The sequence below is a fragment of the Pseudomonas sp. PvP001 genome (assembly GCF_040546375.1).
Lineage (GTDB): Bacteria > Pseudomonadota > Gammaproteobacteria > Pseudomonadales > Pseudomonadaceae > Aquipseudomonas > Aquipseudomonas coleopterorum.
Map to the genome: position 1 here is coordinate 3,261,561 of NZ_JBEPNQ010000001.1, position 14,220 is coordinate 3,275,780.

Sequence of the window (14,220 nt, forward strand, 5' to 3'; positions counted from 1 at the left end):
GGTAACAGATGAGCTGCGCAAACCCCATACCAGACGAAAGTAAACCGGGTGCGACATCCGGTCGTGCGGCACTAAACCACACAGCCCGATCGCACAAACAGGGCTACTCTTTGACGGTATCTTGATCCATGTCAACGCCTCGTCCGGCGCGGCATGGCGGCCAAACGGCCACAATCCCTGCGTCGTGGAACCAAGCAGAACGAAGTCATCAGACCGCGCTTCCCTCGCAGGGGTCGCTGGCATGGGCTGCCCGCCCGCGCCGGTTCACCTGATAGAGGAAGCCCCATGTTCGGTTTAGAGGCAATCGATCTCGCCCGAATGCAGTTTGCGTTTACGGTCTCGTTCCACATTCTGTTTCCTGCCATCACCATCGGTCTGGCCAGCTACCTGGCCGTGCTCGAAGGCATGTGGCTGAAAACCCGTGACGACACCTACCGCGACCTGTATCACTTCTGGTCGAAGATATTCGCAGTCAACTTCGGCATGGGCGTGGTCTCCGGCCTGGTCATGGCGTACCAGTTCGGCACCAACTGGAGTCGCTTCTCCGACTTCGCCGGCGCCGTCACCGGCCCGTTGCTCACCTACGAAGTACTGACCGCATTCTTCCTGGAAGCGGGCTTCCTGGGCGTCATGCTGTTCGGCTGGAACCGCGTGGGCCGCGGCCTGCACTTCTTCTCGACGGTCATGGTGGCGATCGGCACCTTGATCTCGACGTTCTGGATCCTGGCGTCCAACAGCTGGATGCAGACCCCTCAGGGCCACGAGATCATCGACGGTCGAGTGATCCCGGTCGACTGGTTCGCGGTGGTCTTCAACCCCTCGTTCCCGTTCCGCCTGGCGCACATGTCCATCGCCGCCTTCGTCGCCACGGCGTTCTTCGTCGGTGCCTCGGCCGCCTGGCATCTGCTGCGCGGGCGCAACACACCGGCCATCCGCCGGATGTTCTCCATGGCCATGTGGATGGCGTTGATCGTCGCCCCGGTGCAAGCCTTCGTCGGCGACATGCACGGCCTGAACACCCTCGAGCACCAGCCCGCCAAGATCGCCGCGATCGAAGGCCACTGGGAAAACAAGGGTGACGAAGCCACCCCGCTGATCCTCTTTGGCTGGCCCGACATGGAAGCAGAGAAAACCCGCTTCGCGGTCGAGATTCCCTACCTGGGCAGCCTGATCCTGACCCACAGCCTGGACAAGCAGGTGCCTGCGCTCAAATCCTTTCCCAAGGAAGACCGGCCCAATTCGACCATCGTCTTCTGGTCGTTCCGGGTCATGGCCGGCCTGGGCATGCTGATGATCTTCGTCGGTCTGTGGAGCGTATGGCTGCGCAAGAAAGACGCGCTGTTCACCTGCCGTCCATTCCTCTACCTGACCCTGTGGATGGGGCCATCGGGCCTGATCGCCCTGCTGGCGGGCTGGTTCACCACCGAGATCGGCCGTCAGCCGTGGGTGGTCTACGGCCTGATGCGCACCGCCGATGCTTCCTCCAACCACAGCGTCACGCAGATGAGCATCACCCTGGTGATGTTCGTCGTGGTGTACTTCTCGCTGTTCGGCGTGGGCCTGGGCTACATGATGCGCCTGGTGCGCAAGGGTCCCAAGGCACACGAAGAAACAATCAACACCGGCGGTCCTGGTACCCAGCGCACCCCTGCACGTCCTCTGTCCGCAGCCCATGAAGGCACGGAAGAAGGCCAAACCGACACCTTGAGCAAGGGGCACTAAGCATGGGTATCGATCTTCCATTCATCTGGGCCGTGATCATCATCTTCGGCATCATGATGTACGTGATCATGGACGGCTTCGACCTGGGCATCGGCATCCTGTTTCCCTTCATGAAGGATGAAGGCGACCGCGATGTCATGATGAACACCGTGGCACCAGTCTGGGACGGCAACGAAACCTGGCTGGTACTGGGCGGTGCGGCGCTGTTCGGCGCGTTCCCGCTGGCCTACTCGGTGGTGTTGTCGGCCCTGTACCTGCCGCTGATTCTGATGCTGATGGGTCTGATCTTCCGCGGCGTGGCGTTCGAGTTCCGCTTCAAGGCGACCGCAGCCAAGCGCCACGTGTGGGACAAGGCGTTCATCGGCGGCTCGCTGACAGCGACCTTCTTCCAGGGCGTGGCGCTTGGCGCGTACATCGACGGTATTCCCGTAGTCGGCCGCAACTACGCCGGGGGCGGCCTGGACTGGCTGACGCCGTTCAGCCTGTTCTGTGGCCTGGCGCTGATCGTGGCCTACGCCTTGCTCGGCTGCACCTGGCTGATCATGAAGACCGAAGGCAGCCTGCAGCAGGCCATGCACAAGCTGGCACCGCCACTGACCTACGGGCTGTTGATCGTCACCGGTATCGTCAGCATCTGGACACCCCTGGCCCATGGCGACATCGCCACGCGCTGGTTCAGCACGCCGAACCTGTTCTACTTCCTGCCGGTGCCGATCCTGGTACTGGCCACGGTGGTCGGGTTGCTGCGTTCGGTGAAGCGCAACGCGCACTACACGCCGTTCCTGCTGACCCTGCTGCTGGTGTTCCTGGGTTACAGCGGGCTGGGCATCAGCCTGTGGCCGAACATCATCCCACCGTCGATCTCGATCTGGGACGCGTCGTCGCCGCCACAGAGCCAGGGCTTCATCCTGGTGGGCACGCTGTTCATCATCCCGATCATCCTGGTGTACACCTTCTGGAGCTACTACGTGTTCCGCGGCAAGGTCACCCACGAAGACGGCTACCACTAGTCCAACCGCCGCTGCCCAGGCTGCAAGGCCTGGGTCGGGCAGGAGTAGAAGCATGAGCGAGAAACCGATCGTTACGCACAGCGAAGAGAAAAAGCCCTTGTGGAAACGCTTGGGCTGGCTGGTGGTGATCTATGCCGGCAGCGTCGTCGCGCTGGGCGTGTTTGCCATGTTGATCCGCCTGTTCATGACGGCGGCCGGGATGAAATCCCACTGAATCCCATCAGTGCTGCTCTGGCAGTGCTTTTTTTACAGCCCTCCTTGCGAGGGCTTTTTTTTGCTCTTCAAACGCACCGTTGCGCTCACTTGCGCGCGCGTAGCACCACGAACTTGGGCGTGGCAGCCACCTGTTCGACGCCGCGGAACAGCCTGGCCAGCTTGCTGTGATAACCCAGGTGGCGATTGCCGACGATGTACAGGTCGCCGCCGGTGACCAGCGCCTCGCGCGCCTGCTGGAACATGCGCCAGGCGAGGAAGTCACCCACCACCTGCTGCTGGTGGAACGGCGGATTGCACAGCACCACGTCCAGCGACTGCGGCGCCTGGCCGGCAAGGCCATCACCGGCGCGCACCTCGACCTGACGCGCGCCCAGGGCCGCCTGCCAGTTCTCCTGCGCCGATTGCACGGCCATGAACGACTCGTCTACCAGCGTGTAGCTGGCCTGCGGATTGGCCAGGGCGCTGGCGATGGCCAGTACGCCGTTGCCGCAGCCCAGGTCGGCGACCCGCGCTGCGCCGAGGTTGCGCGGCAGGTGTGGGAGGAACGCGCGGGTACCGATGTCCAGCCCTTCGCGGCAGAACACGTTGGCGTGGTTGATCAGCGTCAGCCTGGGGTCGTCCAGCTGATAGCGGGTCGGGTAGGGCGATACCGGCGCGGGCTTGCCTTCGTCAGTGGCGATCAACAGCCGAGCCTTCTTGACCGCCAGTGACGGTCGCATCGTGCCGATGTATTTCTCCAGCAGATCACCTGCAGCGTGAGGCAAGTGCTTGACCATGCCGGCAGCGACCACCTCGGCACCGGGCGCCAGGTGGCCGTGCAGGCGGATCAGCTGTTCTTCGAGCAGGGCCAGGGTCTTGGGTACACGCACCAGCACGCGGTCGAACGGACCCTGCACCGGCGCGCTCGCGGGGGTGAATGCGATGCTGTCGAATGGCAGGCCATTGCGGGTCAGGTTCTTCTCCAGACCCAACGCGCCGAGGAATGAATCGCCACTGCTGACCACCTGCACCGAGCCTTGCAGACTGATGGCCAGCGCACCGAAGCTGTCGTTGAGAATCAGCACGCGTGCCTGGGCGGGCAGGGGATGCTCGGCCATGTGCGCCAGCAGGTACTCGTCTGCCGCATCGAACGCCTGCAACGGCTCGTTGGGTTGATCGGGCTGGCGGATCAGGTCGAGCTCAGCGAAAGGCGAAGTCAGTACAGGCATGGCAGAAGGCACGAAGCGGCAATAAAGGCGCGATTCTACCCGATCGCTCACCCGACCGCGCCCCGAACGCCCACCCTTTGCCACTATGGAAGCGCGCTTCGTGGAAGCTGGCTCTGTGAGAATGGACTCTGTGGGAGCGGGCTCTGCCCGCGAATGGCGCACCGCGCAGTGTCAGACCCACCCAGCAAGACCTCAGCGAGCAGATGACTCGCCGCCCCCCTGACCCCACAGGTGGCCACACAAACCAACGGTGTTTATCTGCGGCGGTTTGCGGGAAAATACCGGCACTTGAGCCCCGGAGCGCCCCATGACTGCCAGCGCAGAAAAATTCACCCGCCAGACCATCCTCGAGGTCCAGCCGCTGACCCCCAGCCTGTTCACCCTGCGCACCACCCGCGACGCCGGTTTCCGCTTCGTCGCCGGCCAGTTCGCCCGCCTGGGGGTGACCAAGGCCGATGGCAGCGTGGTGTGGCGCGCCTATTCGATGGCGTCCTCGCCCTTCGATGAGTTTCTCGAATTCTTCTCCATCGTCGTGCCGGGCGGCGAGTTCACCAGTGAACTGAGCCGGTTGCGCCCGGGAGACGAGCTGCTGGTGGAAAAGCTGGCAACGGGTTATCTGACCTTGGATCGCTTCGTCGACGGCCGTGACCTGTGGATGCTGGCGACCGGCACCGGCGTGGCCCCTTTCGTGTCGATTCTGCAGGACTTTCCCGTGTGGGAGAAATTCGAGCACATCAAGCTCGTATACAGCGCGCGGGAAGGTCAGGAGTTGGCGTATCGAGAGTTGATCGCTGGCCTGGAACAGCGGGACTACCTGGCCGAGTTTGCCGGCAAGCTGCAGTTCATCCCGATCGTGACCCGGGAGCAGGTGCCGGGCACGTTGCATGGCCGTATCACCGATCTCATTCAGAATGGCGAGCTGGAAAAAACTGCAGGGTTGGAACTGGTGCCCGAGCATTCACGGGTGATGATCTGCGGCAACCCCCAGATGATCGACGACACCCGCCAACTGCTCAAGGGCCGTGACATGAACCTGAGCCTGAGCCGCCGCCCCGGCCAGGTCGCCGTCGAGAACTACTGGTAGCAGTCATCTCGTAGGAGCGGTCTGTGGCCGCGAAAGCCTCGCCGAGCTCAGGTCTACCTGACTCACCGCATTGGCCCTTCGCGGCCACAGACCGCTCCTACAATGTGAGTGTGGTTCTTCTGTAGGAGCGGTCATCGACCGCGAAAGCTTAACGCGGTATCAGATCTGCGGACCAGGCGTCGGTGCAGTGGTCACCACGGTGCCTTTGCCATTCTGCTCTTTGAGCAGGTCACGGATTTCGCTCAGCAGCACTTCTTCCTTGGAAGGTGCAGCAGGCGCCGCAGGTTTCTTCTCTTCCTGATGACGCAGGCGGTTGATGGCCTTCACGCCCATGAAGATGGCAAATGCCACGATGATGAAATCGACGACTGTCTGGATGAACTTGCCATAGGCCAATACCACCGCCGGCGCATCACCGACCGCCGCACGCAGCGTGATGGCCAGGTCGCTGAAGTCCACGCCACCGATCAGCAGCCCGAGCGGCGGCATGATCACATCGCCCACGAAGGATGAAACGATCTTGCCGAAGGCTGCACCGATGATGATACCAACGGCCATGTCGACTACATTGCCCTTGACCGCAAAGGCCTTGAATTCACTTAGCACGCTCATGAGGTTATTCCTTATTACAGATGAGGTTGGTCAACGCAGTCCAAGTCAGCGTATTGCTTCATTTTCCACGCCTGCTGCAAGGGACACAGCTGCGCCCGAGAAGTTTTGTCAAAGTACAGACTAGCCGCTTTTCCGCGCTGCAAGGGCTTGATTTACCCACTATTACAGCGCGCTCGATTATCATGAACGCACTTTTCGAACAGGAATTTTCATGGCCAAGGCAAAGCGCATGTACGGCTGCACCGAGTGCGGTGCCACGTTCCCCAAATGGGCCGGCCAATGCGGCGAATGCGGTGCCTGGAACACCCTGGTGGAAACGGTCATCGAAAGCGGCGCCGCCGCACCGCCCAGCGGCCGCACCGGCTGGGCAGGGCAGCAGGCCCAGCTCAAGACCCTGGCCGAAGTCAGCATCGAGGAGATCCCGCGCTTCTCGACCGCCTCGGCCGAACTGGACCGCGTGCTCGGTGGCGGTCTGGTCGATGGCTCGGTGGTGCTGATCGGCGGCGATCCGGGCATCGGCAAGTCGACCATCCTCCTGCAGACCCTGTGCAACATCGCCACGCGCATGCCTGCGCTTTACGTCACCGGCGAAGAGTCGCAGCAACAGGTCGCCATGCGTGCGCGGCGGCTGGGGTTGCCCCAGGACAAGCTCAAGGTGATGACCGAGACCTGTATCGAAACCATCATCGCCACCGCCAAGGTCGAACAGCCCAAGGTCATGGTGATCGACTCGATCCAGACCATCTTCACCGAAAACCTGCAGTCCGCGCCCGGGGGCGTGTCCCAGGTGCGTGAAAGCGCAGCGCTGCTGGTGCGCTACGCCAAGCAGAGCGGCACGGCCATCTTCCTGGTCGGCCACGTGACCAAGGAAGGCGCCCTGGCGGGCCCTCGCGTACTCGAGCACATGGTCGACACCGTGCTCTATTTCGAAGGTGAATCCGATGGCCGCCTCCGCTTGCTGCGCGCCGTGAAGAACCGCTTCGGCGCGGTCAACGAGCTGGGCGTGTTCGGCATGACCGACAAGGGCCTCAAGGAAGTCTCCAACCCGTCGGCGATCTTTCTGACCCGAGCCCAGGAAGAAGTCCCCGGCAGTGTGGTCATGGCTACGTGGGAAGGCACTCGGCCAATGCTGGTGGAAGTGCAGGCCCTGGTCGACGACAGCCACCTGTCCAACCCACGGCGAGTCACCCTGGGCCTGGACCAGAACCGTCTGGCCATGCTGCTGGCGGTGCTGCATCGGCACGGCGGCATCCCCACCCACGACCAAGACGTGTTCCTCAACGTGGTCGGCGGCGTGAAAGTGCTGGAAACCGCCTCCGACCTGGCGCTGCTGGCGGCGATCATGTCCAGCCTGCGCAACCGCCCGCTGCCCCACGACCTGCTGGTGTTCGGCGAAGTCGGTCTGTCGGGCGAGGTGCGCCCGGTCCCCAGTGGTCAGGAGCGGCTCAAGGAAGCGGCCAAGCACGGCTTCAAGCGCGCCATCGTGCCCAAGGCCAACGCCCCCAAGGAGGCCCCACCGGGCCTGCAGATCATCGCCGTGACCCGCCTCGAGCAGGCGCTGGATGCCTTGTTCGAGTAGCACGAACCCCACAGTAGGCTAAGGTTGTTGGGTGTCACCGCCTTACTGTGGGAGCGGGTTTACTGTGGGAGCGGGCTCTGCCCGCGAATAGGTCCGCCCCGCCCCCAAAAAACTGCACCTGCCCGAGGCTTCCGACCCATGCCTGTTCGACCCTCACGCATCACCGCAATCGCTGCAGCCTGCCTGTTCTCCCTGTCGACCCACGCCGCCGAGCTACCCGCCGCCGACCTCTACAAACAAGCCCAGGCCGAACAACCCAGCTACCTGGAAACGGTCAAGGAGCTGGTTTCGGTCGACACCGGTACCGGCCAGGAAAAAGGCCTGGCGACGATCAGTGCACTGCTGGTCAAGCGTCTCAAGGAACTGGGCGCCACGGTCCAGACCACCCCGGCCACGCCGTCGGTAGGCGACAACATCGTCGGCACCTTCAAGGGCACCGGCAGCAAGAATTTCCTGCTCATGGTCCACTACGACACCGTGTTCGGCCCCGGCACTGCGGCCAAGCGCCCGTTCCGCACCGACCAGGAGCGTGCCTACGGCCCAGGTGTGGCCGATGCCAAGGGCGGGGTGGCGATGATCCTGCACGCGCTGAAACTACTCAAGGCCCAGGGATTCGACGGCTACGGCACCCTCACCGTGCTGTTCAACCCGGACGAGGAAATGGGCTCGGCCGGCTCGAAAAAAATCATCGCCGAACTGGCCGCTCAACACGACTACGTCTTTTCCTACGAACCACCGAACAAGGACGCCGTCACCACCGCCACCAACGGCATCAACGGGCTGTTCCTGGAGGTCAAGGGTCGCTCGTCCCACGCCGGCTCCGCGCCCGAAGACGGGCGCAATGCGCTCACCGAACTGGCTCACCAGCTGGTCCAGCTCAAGGACCTGGGTGATCCCGACAAGGGCACCACGGTGAACTGGACCATGGCCAAGGCGGGTGAGAAGCGCAACATCATCCCCGCCATCGCCACGGCCGAAGCCGACATGCGCTACTCGGACATCGAGGAAACCGACCGCGTGCTTGCGCAAGGCCAGCGCCTGATCCGCAAGCAGCTGATCGACGACACCCAGGTCAGCCTGCGTCTGGAAAAAGGCCGGCCGCCCCTGGCCAAGAACAGCGGCTCCGAGCAGTTGGCTGGGGTCGCGCAGAAGGCCTATGCGGCGATCGACAAGTCCATCGAACCGATCGCCATGCGCTTCGGGACCGACGCCGGCTATGCCTATGTGCCGGGCAGCGACAAGCCTGCGGTACTGGAAACCATGGGCGTGGTGGGCGCGGGCCTGCACGCCGATGACGAATACATCGAGCTGAGCAGCATTGCGCCGCGGCTGTACCTGACGTTGTCGATGATTCGCACCCTGTCGGCGCCGTGAGCTACCGCAGCGCCGACGCTTGGTTGAGGCGTCGGCGCTGCGACTTGCTCAACCCCCGACCGCACCCGTACTCTGGGGCCTTCTCAACGACCACGGAGCACGCCCTATGAACACTGCAGTAACGGGCATGGGCCCCGTCAAGGCCGTCATCTTCGATATGGATGGCCTGCTTCTGAACACCGAGGGCATCTATACCGAAGTCACGCAGATGATTGCCGAGCGGTACGGCAAGGTCTTCGACTGGAGCATCAAGCAGAACACCATCGGCCTGGGCGCCAACGACCTGTCGACCTATATCGTCGAAACCCTGGGCCTGCCCCTGACGCCCGCCGAATTCATGGAAGCGCGCGCACCGCTGATGGCCGAGCGCTTTCCCCACGCGCAGGCCATGGCCGGCGCCGAGGCACTGGTGCGGCACTTGAAGGCACACAATATTCCGATCGCTGTGGGCACCAGTTCGTCCCGTGGGCATTTCGCGATGAAAACCACGTTGCACGAAGAGTGGTTCGCGCTGTTCGACACCATCGTCACCGCCGATGACCCGGAAGTGGGCGCGGCCAAGCCGGCGCCGGATATCTTTCTGGTCGCGGCCAAGCGTCTGGGCGTGGAGCCCAAGGACTGCCTGGTGTTCGAGGACTCACCCTTCGGCGTCACCGCCGCCAAGGCCGCTGGCATGTTCGCCATCGCCGTCCCCGATGCCGCCATGGCCCCGGAGCGCTACCACCACGCCGACGATCGGCTGCAAAGCCTGCTGGGCTTCGACCCCGCCCAATGGGGGCTGCCGGCCCACCTGGTGTAGCAATATTCGCCGTAGGAGCGGTCACCGGCCGCGAAGGCCTCGCCGCCGACCTCAAACCTCCAACAAAGCCCCCAGCTCGCGCTCCAGCTCCTCGGGGTCGCCCAGATTGAGTTCGATCAACCGGCGCAAATGGCTGATCGAATCCAGACCAATATGGGTGCACACGAACCCCAGCTGCCCATGGTCGTCATGGGCCAGCTTGACCTCCATCACCACATCTTCCTGTGACCCCAGTTTCACATCCACATTGAAGGGCTTGTCGGCCTCGCCCAGCCAGGGCGACGGCTTTTCGATCAACAGCCCCTTCAATGACAGGTCGAGCAGCTTCACCGGCCAGCGCTCGGTGCCTTGGCGCAGTTCGGTCTTGGCATCGAAGGCGATGCGCTTGAAGCGACGGCGTTCGGTATGGGGTTGCGTCATGATCGGGTCCTCGAGTTTTGCTGGACTATAGCGCAGTGGCTCAGAGCCAGCGGCGAACCCGTCGACAATACTGGCGATAAGTGTCGCCAAACAGCGCTTCGAGCTGAATTTCGTCGGGCCGGATCACCAGCCAGTTCATCAGGTACAGCAACACCGGCAGCAATAACCATGGCCACAGGCTGCCCATCAGCAGCGACAGCGCGACATAGGCCAGGGTGTCGCCCAGGTTGATCGGGTTGCGCGACAGCGCGAACGGTCCGTCGCGCTGCAGTTCCTGAGGCGCATCGAAGTTGCTGGTCGCGGTGTGCTGACGCTTGAAACGCAGCATGGCCCAGAACGACAGACCCTGACCGAGGATGATCAAGGCCGCCGCGGTCGCTGCGGTCCAGCTGTTGACCGGCAGTGCAATGGGCAGTGCATAGCTCAACGCCATGGCCACGGCGATGAATGCCAGATACAGCAATGGCGGGGGCAGGGCGGCGCGTGCGGGTGGCTTGGGCATGGGGCGGACTCGCAAGGGACACCTTTAGTGCGACCGGCACGGGCGCCTGGTGTTCCGGGCCATCATCGGGTCATGCGCTGCGCCGCTCTAGACCAACGTGGGGATGGCCTTCGGACAAAAAATCGCTAGACTCGATAAGGCTGACACTCATCCACTGAGCTGGAAACAATAATATGAAAAACAATAGCAGTGCGTTCCGCCACGTTCCGTGGCTGATCGTGGCGATCATTGGTGCCTGTGCCCTGGGCGTCGTTGCGCTTCGCCGCGGTGAAGCAATCAACGCGTTATGGATCGTCGTCGCGGCCGTGGCCATCTACCTGGTCGCCTACCGCTACTACAGCCTGTTCATCGCCAACCACGTCATGCAGCTCGACCCGCGCCGCGCCACGCCCGCCGTGCTCAACAACGACGGTCTGGACTACGTACCGACCAACAAGCACATCCTCTTCGGTCACCACTTCGCCGCCATCGCCGGCGCCGGACCCCTGGTCGGCCCGGTACTCGCCGCGCAGATGGGCTATCTGCCCGGAACGCTGTGGCTGATCGCCGGCGTGGTGCTGGCCGGTGCCGTGCAGGACTTCATGGTGCTGTTCCTGTCCACCCGCCGCAACGGCCGCTCGCTGGGCGACATGGTGCGCGAGGAAATGGGCCGGATCCCCGGCACCATCGCCCTGTTCGGTTGCTTCCTGATCATGATCATCATCCTCGCCGTGCTGGCGCTGATCGTGGTCAAGGCGCTCGCCGAAAGTCCGTGGGGCATCTTCACGGTCATGGCCACCATTCCCATTGCGATGTTCATGGGCGTGTACATGCGCTACATCCGCCCGGGCCGCATCGGTGAAATCTCCATCATCGGCGTGCTCCTGCTGCTGCTCTCGATCTGGCTGGGTGGTCAGGTGGCCGCCGATCCGGTCTGGGCCAAGGCCTTCACCTTCACCGGTGTGCAGATCGTCTGGATGCTGATCGGCTATGGTTTCGTTGCCGCCGTGCTGCCCGTGTGGCTGATCCTGGCCCCGCGCGACTACCTCTCCACCTTCCTCAAGATCGGCACCATCATCGCCCTGGCCATCGGCATTCTGGTGACCATGCCGGAGCTGAAGATGCCCGCGCTGACCCAGTTCACCGACGGCACCGGCCCGGTATGGAAGGGCGGTCTGTTCCCGTTCCTGTTCATCACCATCGCCTGTGGCGCGGTGTCCGGCTTCCACGCGCTGATCTCCTCGGGCACCACGCCCAAGCTGCTGGACAACGAAACCAACGCCCGCTACATCGGCTACGGCGGCATGCTGATGGAGTCGTTCGTGGCGATCATGGCCATGGTCGCCGCTTCGGTGATCGAGCCAGGCGTGTACTTCGCCATGAACAGCCCGGCCGCAGTGGTCGGTACCGATGTGGTCGCAGTGGCCACGGCGGTCAGCAGTTGGGGCTTCGCCATCACGCCGGAAGCGCTGCAGGCGGTTGCCCATGACATCGGCGAAACCACCATCCTGGCGCGCGCCGGTGGTGCGCCAACATTGGCCGTGGGTATCGCGCAGATCCTGCATTCGGTGCTGCCGGGTGAAAACACCATGGCCTTCTGGTACCACTTCGCGATCCTGTTCGAAGCGCTGTTCATCCTGACCGCCGTGGACGCGGGCACCCGTGCCGGCCGCTTCATGCTGCAGGACCTGCTCGGCTCGTTCGTCCCGGCGCTCAAGCGCACCGAGTCCTGGACCGCCAACGTCATCGCCACTGCCGGCTGCGTCGCGCTGTGGGGCTGGTTGCTGTACCAGGGCGTGATCGATCCGTTGGGCGGCATCAATACCTTGTGGCCGCTGTTTGGCATTTCCAACCAGATGCTCGCCGGTATCGCCCTGATGCTCGCCACCGTCGTGCTGATCAAGATGAAGCGCCAGCGCTACATCTGGGTCACCATGCTGCCGGCCGTCTGGCTGCTGATCTGCACCACCACCGCAGGCTTCATCAAGCTGTTCGACGCCAATCCGGCGGTCGGCTTCCTGGCCCTGGCCAACAAGTACAGCGCCGCTCTGGCCCAGGGCCAGGTGCTTGCGCCGGCCAAGAGCGTGGAGCAGATGCAGCACGTGATCTTCAATGCCTACACCAACGCAACCCTGACCGTACTGTTCCTGCTGGTGGTCTTCAGCATCCTGTTCTTCGCCTTGAAGGTCGGCGTCGCCGCCTGGGGCAAGAAGGAACGTACCGACAAGGAAGCACCGTTCCAGCCGTTCCCCAATGCGTGATGACCGAGGGCTGCCGCCATGTTCAACGACCTGAGCAAGTTGGGAAAATACCTGGGCCAGGCGGCACGTCTGATGGTGGGCATGCCGGACTACGACAATTACGTCGAGCACATGCAGACCAAGCACCCGGACAAGCCGATGATGGACTACGAGGCGTTCTTCCGCGAACGCCAGGAGGCCAGATACGGTGGCAAGGGTGGGCCCAAGTGCTGTTGAGGCATGCCATCTCGTAGAGATGTGTCTTGAGTGATCGCCCTTTCGCGGCCACTGGCCGCTCCTACACGTGATCGAATATCCCTGTAGGAGCGGCCAGTGGCCGCGAAGAGGCCATTTGCATTTAAATGATTGTGGAGCCAACAACCTTGTCCGAAGCCGCCCCCCCCATTCCCGTCACCATCCTCAGCGGCTTTCTCGGCGCCGGCAAGACCACCTTGCTGCGCCACATGCTCAAGGCCGAGCACGGCCTGAAGATCGCCGTGATCGAGAACGAATTCAGCGATACCGGCATCGACACCCAGCTGTTGGGCGACGAGCCCGTGCAGACCATGACCCTGGCCAACGGCTGCGTGTGCTGCACCATTCACACCGACCTGACCAAGGCGCTGTACCTGCTGTTGGAGCGTCTGGACAGCGGCGAAATCGCCTTCGATCGTCTGGTCATCGAATGCACCGGCCTGGCCGACCCGGCGCCGGTCGCCCAGACCTTCTTCATCGATGAAGAACTGCGCGAACGCTACATCCTGGACGGCATCCTGACGTTGGTGGACGCCGCCCACGCGGGTATCCACCTGGCCCAGACCATCGCCCAGGCACAGGTAGGTTTCGCCGACCGCCTGCTGATCAGCAAGACCGACCTGGTCGCGCCTTCGGTGTTCGACGAACTGAGCGAGCGCCTGACCCGCATCAACCGACGCGCGCCGATCCGTGTGGTCGAGCACGGTCGAATCGATCTGGCGGAGCTGCTCGATGTGCGTGGCTTCAATCTCAATGCCGGCCTGGCGTTGCGCCCGGTCAATCAGGGTCCCAGCGTGGACCGCATCGCCAGCCTGGTACTGCGCACCGACAAGCCGCTGGACATCGACCGCCTCAGTACCTTCATGAACGAACTGCTGGAAGAGCACGGCAAGCAACTGCTGCGCTACAAAGGCGTCTTGAGTATCGCGGGGGAGGATCGACGCCTGGTGTTCCAGGGCGTATTGAAGCTCTATGGCTTCGACTGGGACACCGAATGGGCCCCGGGGGAGGTACGCGAAAGCGTGATGGTCTTCATCGCCGATGATCTACCCGAAGCCAAGATCCGCGCCGGATTCGATCAGCTCTGAATCCCGCGTACCCGACACACCGCGGCAACGCCGGACGCGGCTCGCGCCGCTGCTACAGAGGGCGACGCTGGACGCGGCTACAAAATGATGCGATCCCTGTAGCAGCGGCGCAAGCCGCGTCGGCGGTCCCGC

Annotated in this window: 14 protein-coding genes; 10 read left to right on the forward strand and 4 right to left on the reverse strand. The window is 63.2% G+C overall.

What is annotated here, in order from left to right:
• The first annotated feature begins 285 nt into the window (after positions 1-285).
• From ABMD26_RS14880 to ABMD26_RS14890, 3 genes are read left to right on the forward strand one after another with little or no spacing between them, the layout of a single operon-like run.
• The gene (locus tag ABMD26_RS14880; RefSeq protein WP_090360407.1) at positions 286-1,722 is read left to right on the forward strand and encodes a cytochrome ubiquinol oxidase subunit I; all 1,437 of its coding nucleotides are present in this window, start codon (positions 286-288) and stop codon (positions 1,720-1,722) included.
• A 2-nt stretch (positions 1,723-1,724) separates the two neighbouring features.
• Positions 1,725-2,732, forward strand: coding sequence for a cytochrome d ubiquinol oxidase subunit II (gene cydB / locus ABMD26_RS14885; RefSeq protein ID WP_056844062.1), 1,008 nt, complete (start codon positions 1,725-1,727; stop codon positions 2,730-2,732).
• 52 nt (positions 2,733-2,784) lie between these two features.
• Positions 2,785-2,946, forward strand: a complete 162-nt coding sequence (locus ABMD26_RS14890; RefSeq protein ID WP_084139847.1) for a DUF2474 domain-containing protein — start codon at positions 2,785-2,787, stop codon at positions 2,944-2,946.
• Between the two features lie 85 nt (positions 2,947-3,031).
• Here the strand turns inward: ABMD26_RS14890 and ABMD26_RS14895 are convergent, their stop codons facing one another.
• Entirely contained in the window at positions 3,032-4,156 is a 1,125-nt protein-coding gene (locus ABMD26_RS14895; protein WP_354310464.1) for a methyltransferase, read from the reverse strand.
• Between the two features lie 307 nt (positions 4,157-4,463).
• On the opposite strand from ABMD26_RS14895, the gene ABMD26_RS14900 reads away from it, so the two are divergent.
• A complete protein-coding gene (locus tag ABMD26_RS14900) occupies positions 4,464-5,240 on the forward strand; it encodes a ferredoxin--NADP reductase (protein WP_134723737.1) in 777 nt (258 codons plus the stop codon).
• Positions 5,241-5,399: 159 nt separating this feature from the next.
• Here ABMD26_RS14900 and mscL read toward each other — a convergent pair whose 3' ends face one another.
• Positions 5,400-5,852 (reverse strand): large-conductance mechanosensitive channel protein MscL, encoded by a 453-nt coding sequence (gene mscL, locus ABMD26_RS14905; protein ID WP_090360398.1) that lies wholly within the window; start codon positions 5,850-5,852, stop codon positions 5,400-5,402.
• A gap of 211 nt (positions 5,853-6,063) precedes the next feature.
• On the opposite strand from mscL, the gene radA reads away from it, so the two are divergent.
• From radA to ABMD26_RS14920, 3 genes are all read left to right on the forward strand, one after another.
• Positions 6,064-7,431: a DNA repair protein RadA gene (gene radA / locus ABMD26_RS14910; RefSeq protein ID WP_049860923.1), complete on the forward strand. Its 1,368-nt coding sequence runs from the start codon at positions 6,064-6,066 to the stop codon at positions 7,429-7,431.
• Positions 7,432-7,569: 138 nt separating this feature from the next.
• Positions 7,570-8,805: a M20/M25/M40 family metallo-hydrolase gene (locus ABMD26_RS14915; protein ID WP_122742601.1), complete on the forward strand. Its 1,236-nt coding sequence runs from the start codon at positions 7,570-7,572 to the stop codon at positions 8,803-8,805.
• Positions 8,806-8,911: 106 nt separating this feature from the next.
• The gene (locus tag ABMD26_RS14920) at positions 8,912-9,604 is read left to right on the forward strand and encodes an HAD-IA family hydrolase (RefSeq protein ID WP_049860925.1); all 693 of its coding nucleotides are present in this window, start codon (positions 8,912-8,914) and stop codon (positions 9,602-9,604) included.
• A 51-nt stretch (positions 9,605-9,655) separates the two neighbouring features.
• Here the strand turns inward: ABMD26_RS14920 and ABMD26_RS14925 are convergent, their stop codons facing one another.
• Positions 9,656-10,024, reverse strand: coding sequence for a PilZ domain-containing protein (locus tag ABMD26_RS14925; protein ID WP_354310469.1), 369 nt, complete (start codon positions 10,022-10,024; stop codon positions 9,656-9,658).
• A gap of 40 nt (positions 10,025-10,064) precedes the next feature.
• Entirely contained in the window at positions 10,065-10,526 is a 462-nt protein-coding gene (locus ABMD26_RS14930) for a methyltransferase family protein (RefSeq protein ID WP_122742599.1), read from the reverse strand.
• A gap of 173 nt (positions 10,527-10,699) precedes the next feature.
• On the opposite strand from ABMD26_RS14930, the gene ABMD26_RS14935 reads away from it, so the two are divergent.
• The 3 genes from ABMD26_RS14935 to yjiA all read left to right on the forward strand — a co-directional run bounded on the left by ABMD26_RS14935 (position 10,700) and on the right by yjiA (position 14,088).
• Entirely contained in the window at positions 10,700-12,766 is a 2,067-nt protein-coding gene (locus tag ABMD26_RS14935) for a carbon starvation CstA family protein (RefSeq protein ID WP_056844070.1), read from the forward strand.
• An 18-nt stretch (positions 12,767-12,784) separates the two neighbouring features.
• Positions 12,785-12,982 (forward strand): YbdD/YjiX family protein, encoded by a 198-nt coding sequence (locus ABMD26_RS14940; protein WP_043192786.1) that lies wholly within the window; start codon positions 12,785-12,787, stop codon positions 12,980-12,982.
• 146 nt (positions 12,983-13,128) lie between these two features.
• Positions 13,129-14,088, forward strand: a complete 960-nt coding sequence (yjiA, locus tag ABMD26_RS14945) for a GTPase (protein WP_354310473.1) — start codon at positions 13,129-13,131, stop codon at positions 14,086-14,088.
• Positions 14,089-14,220: the final 132 nt, after the last annotated feature.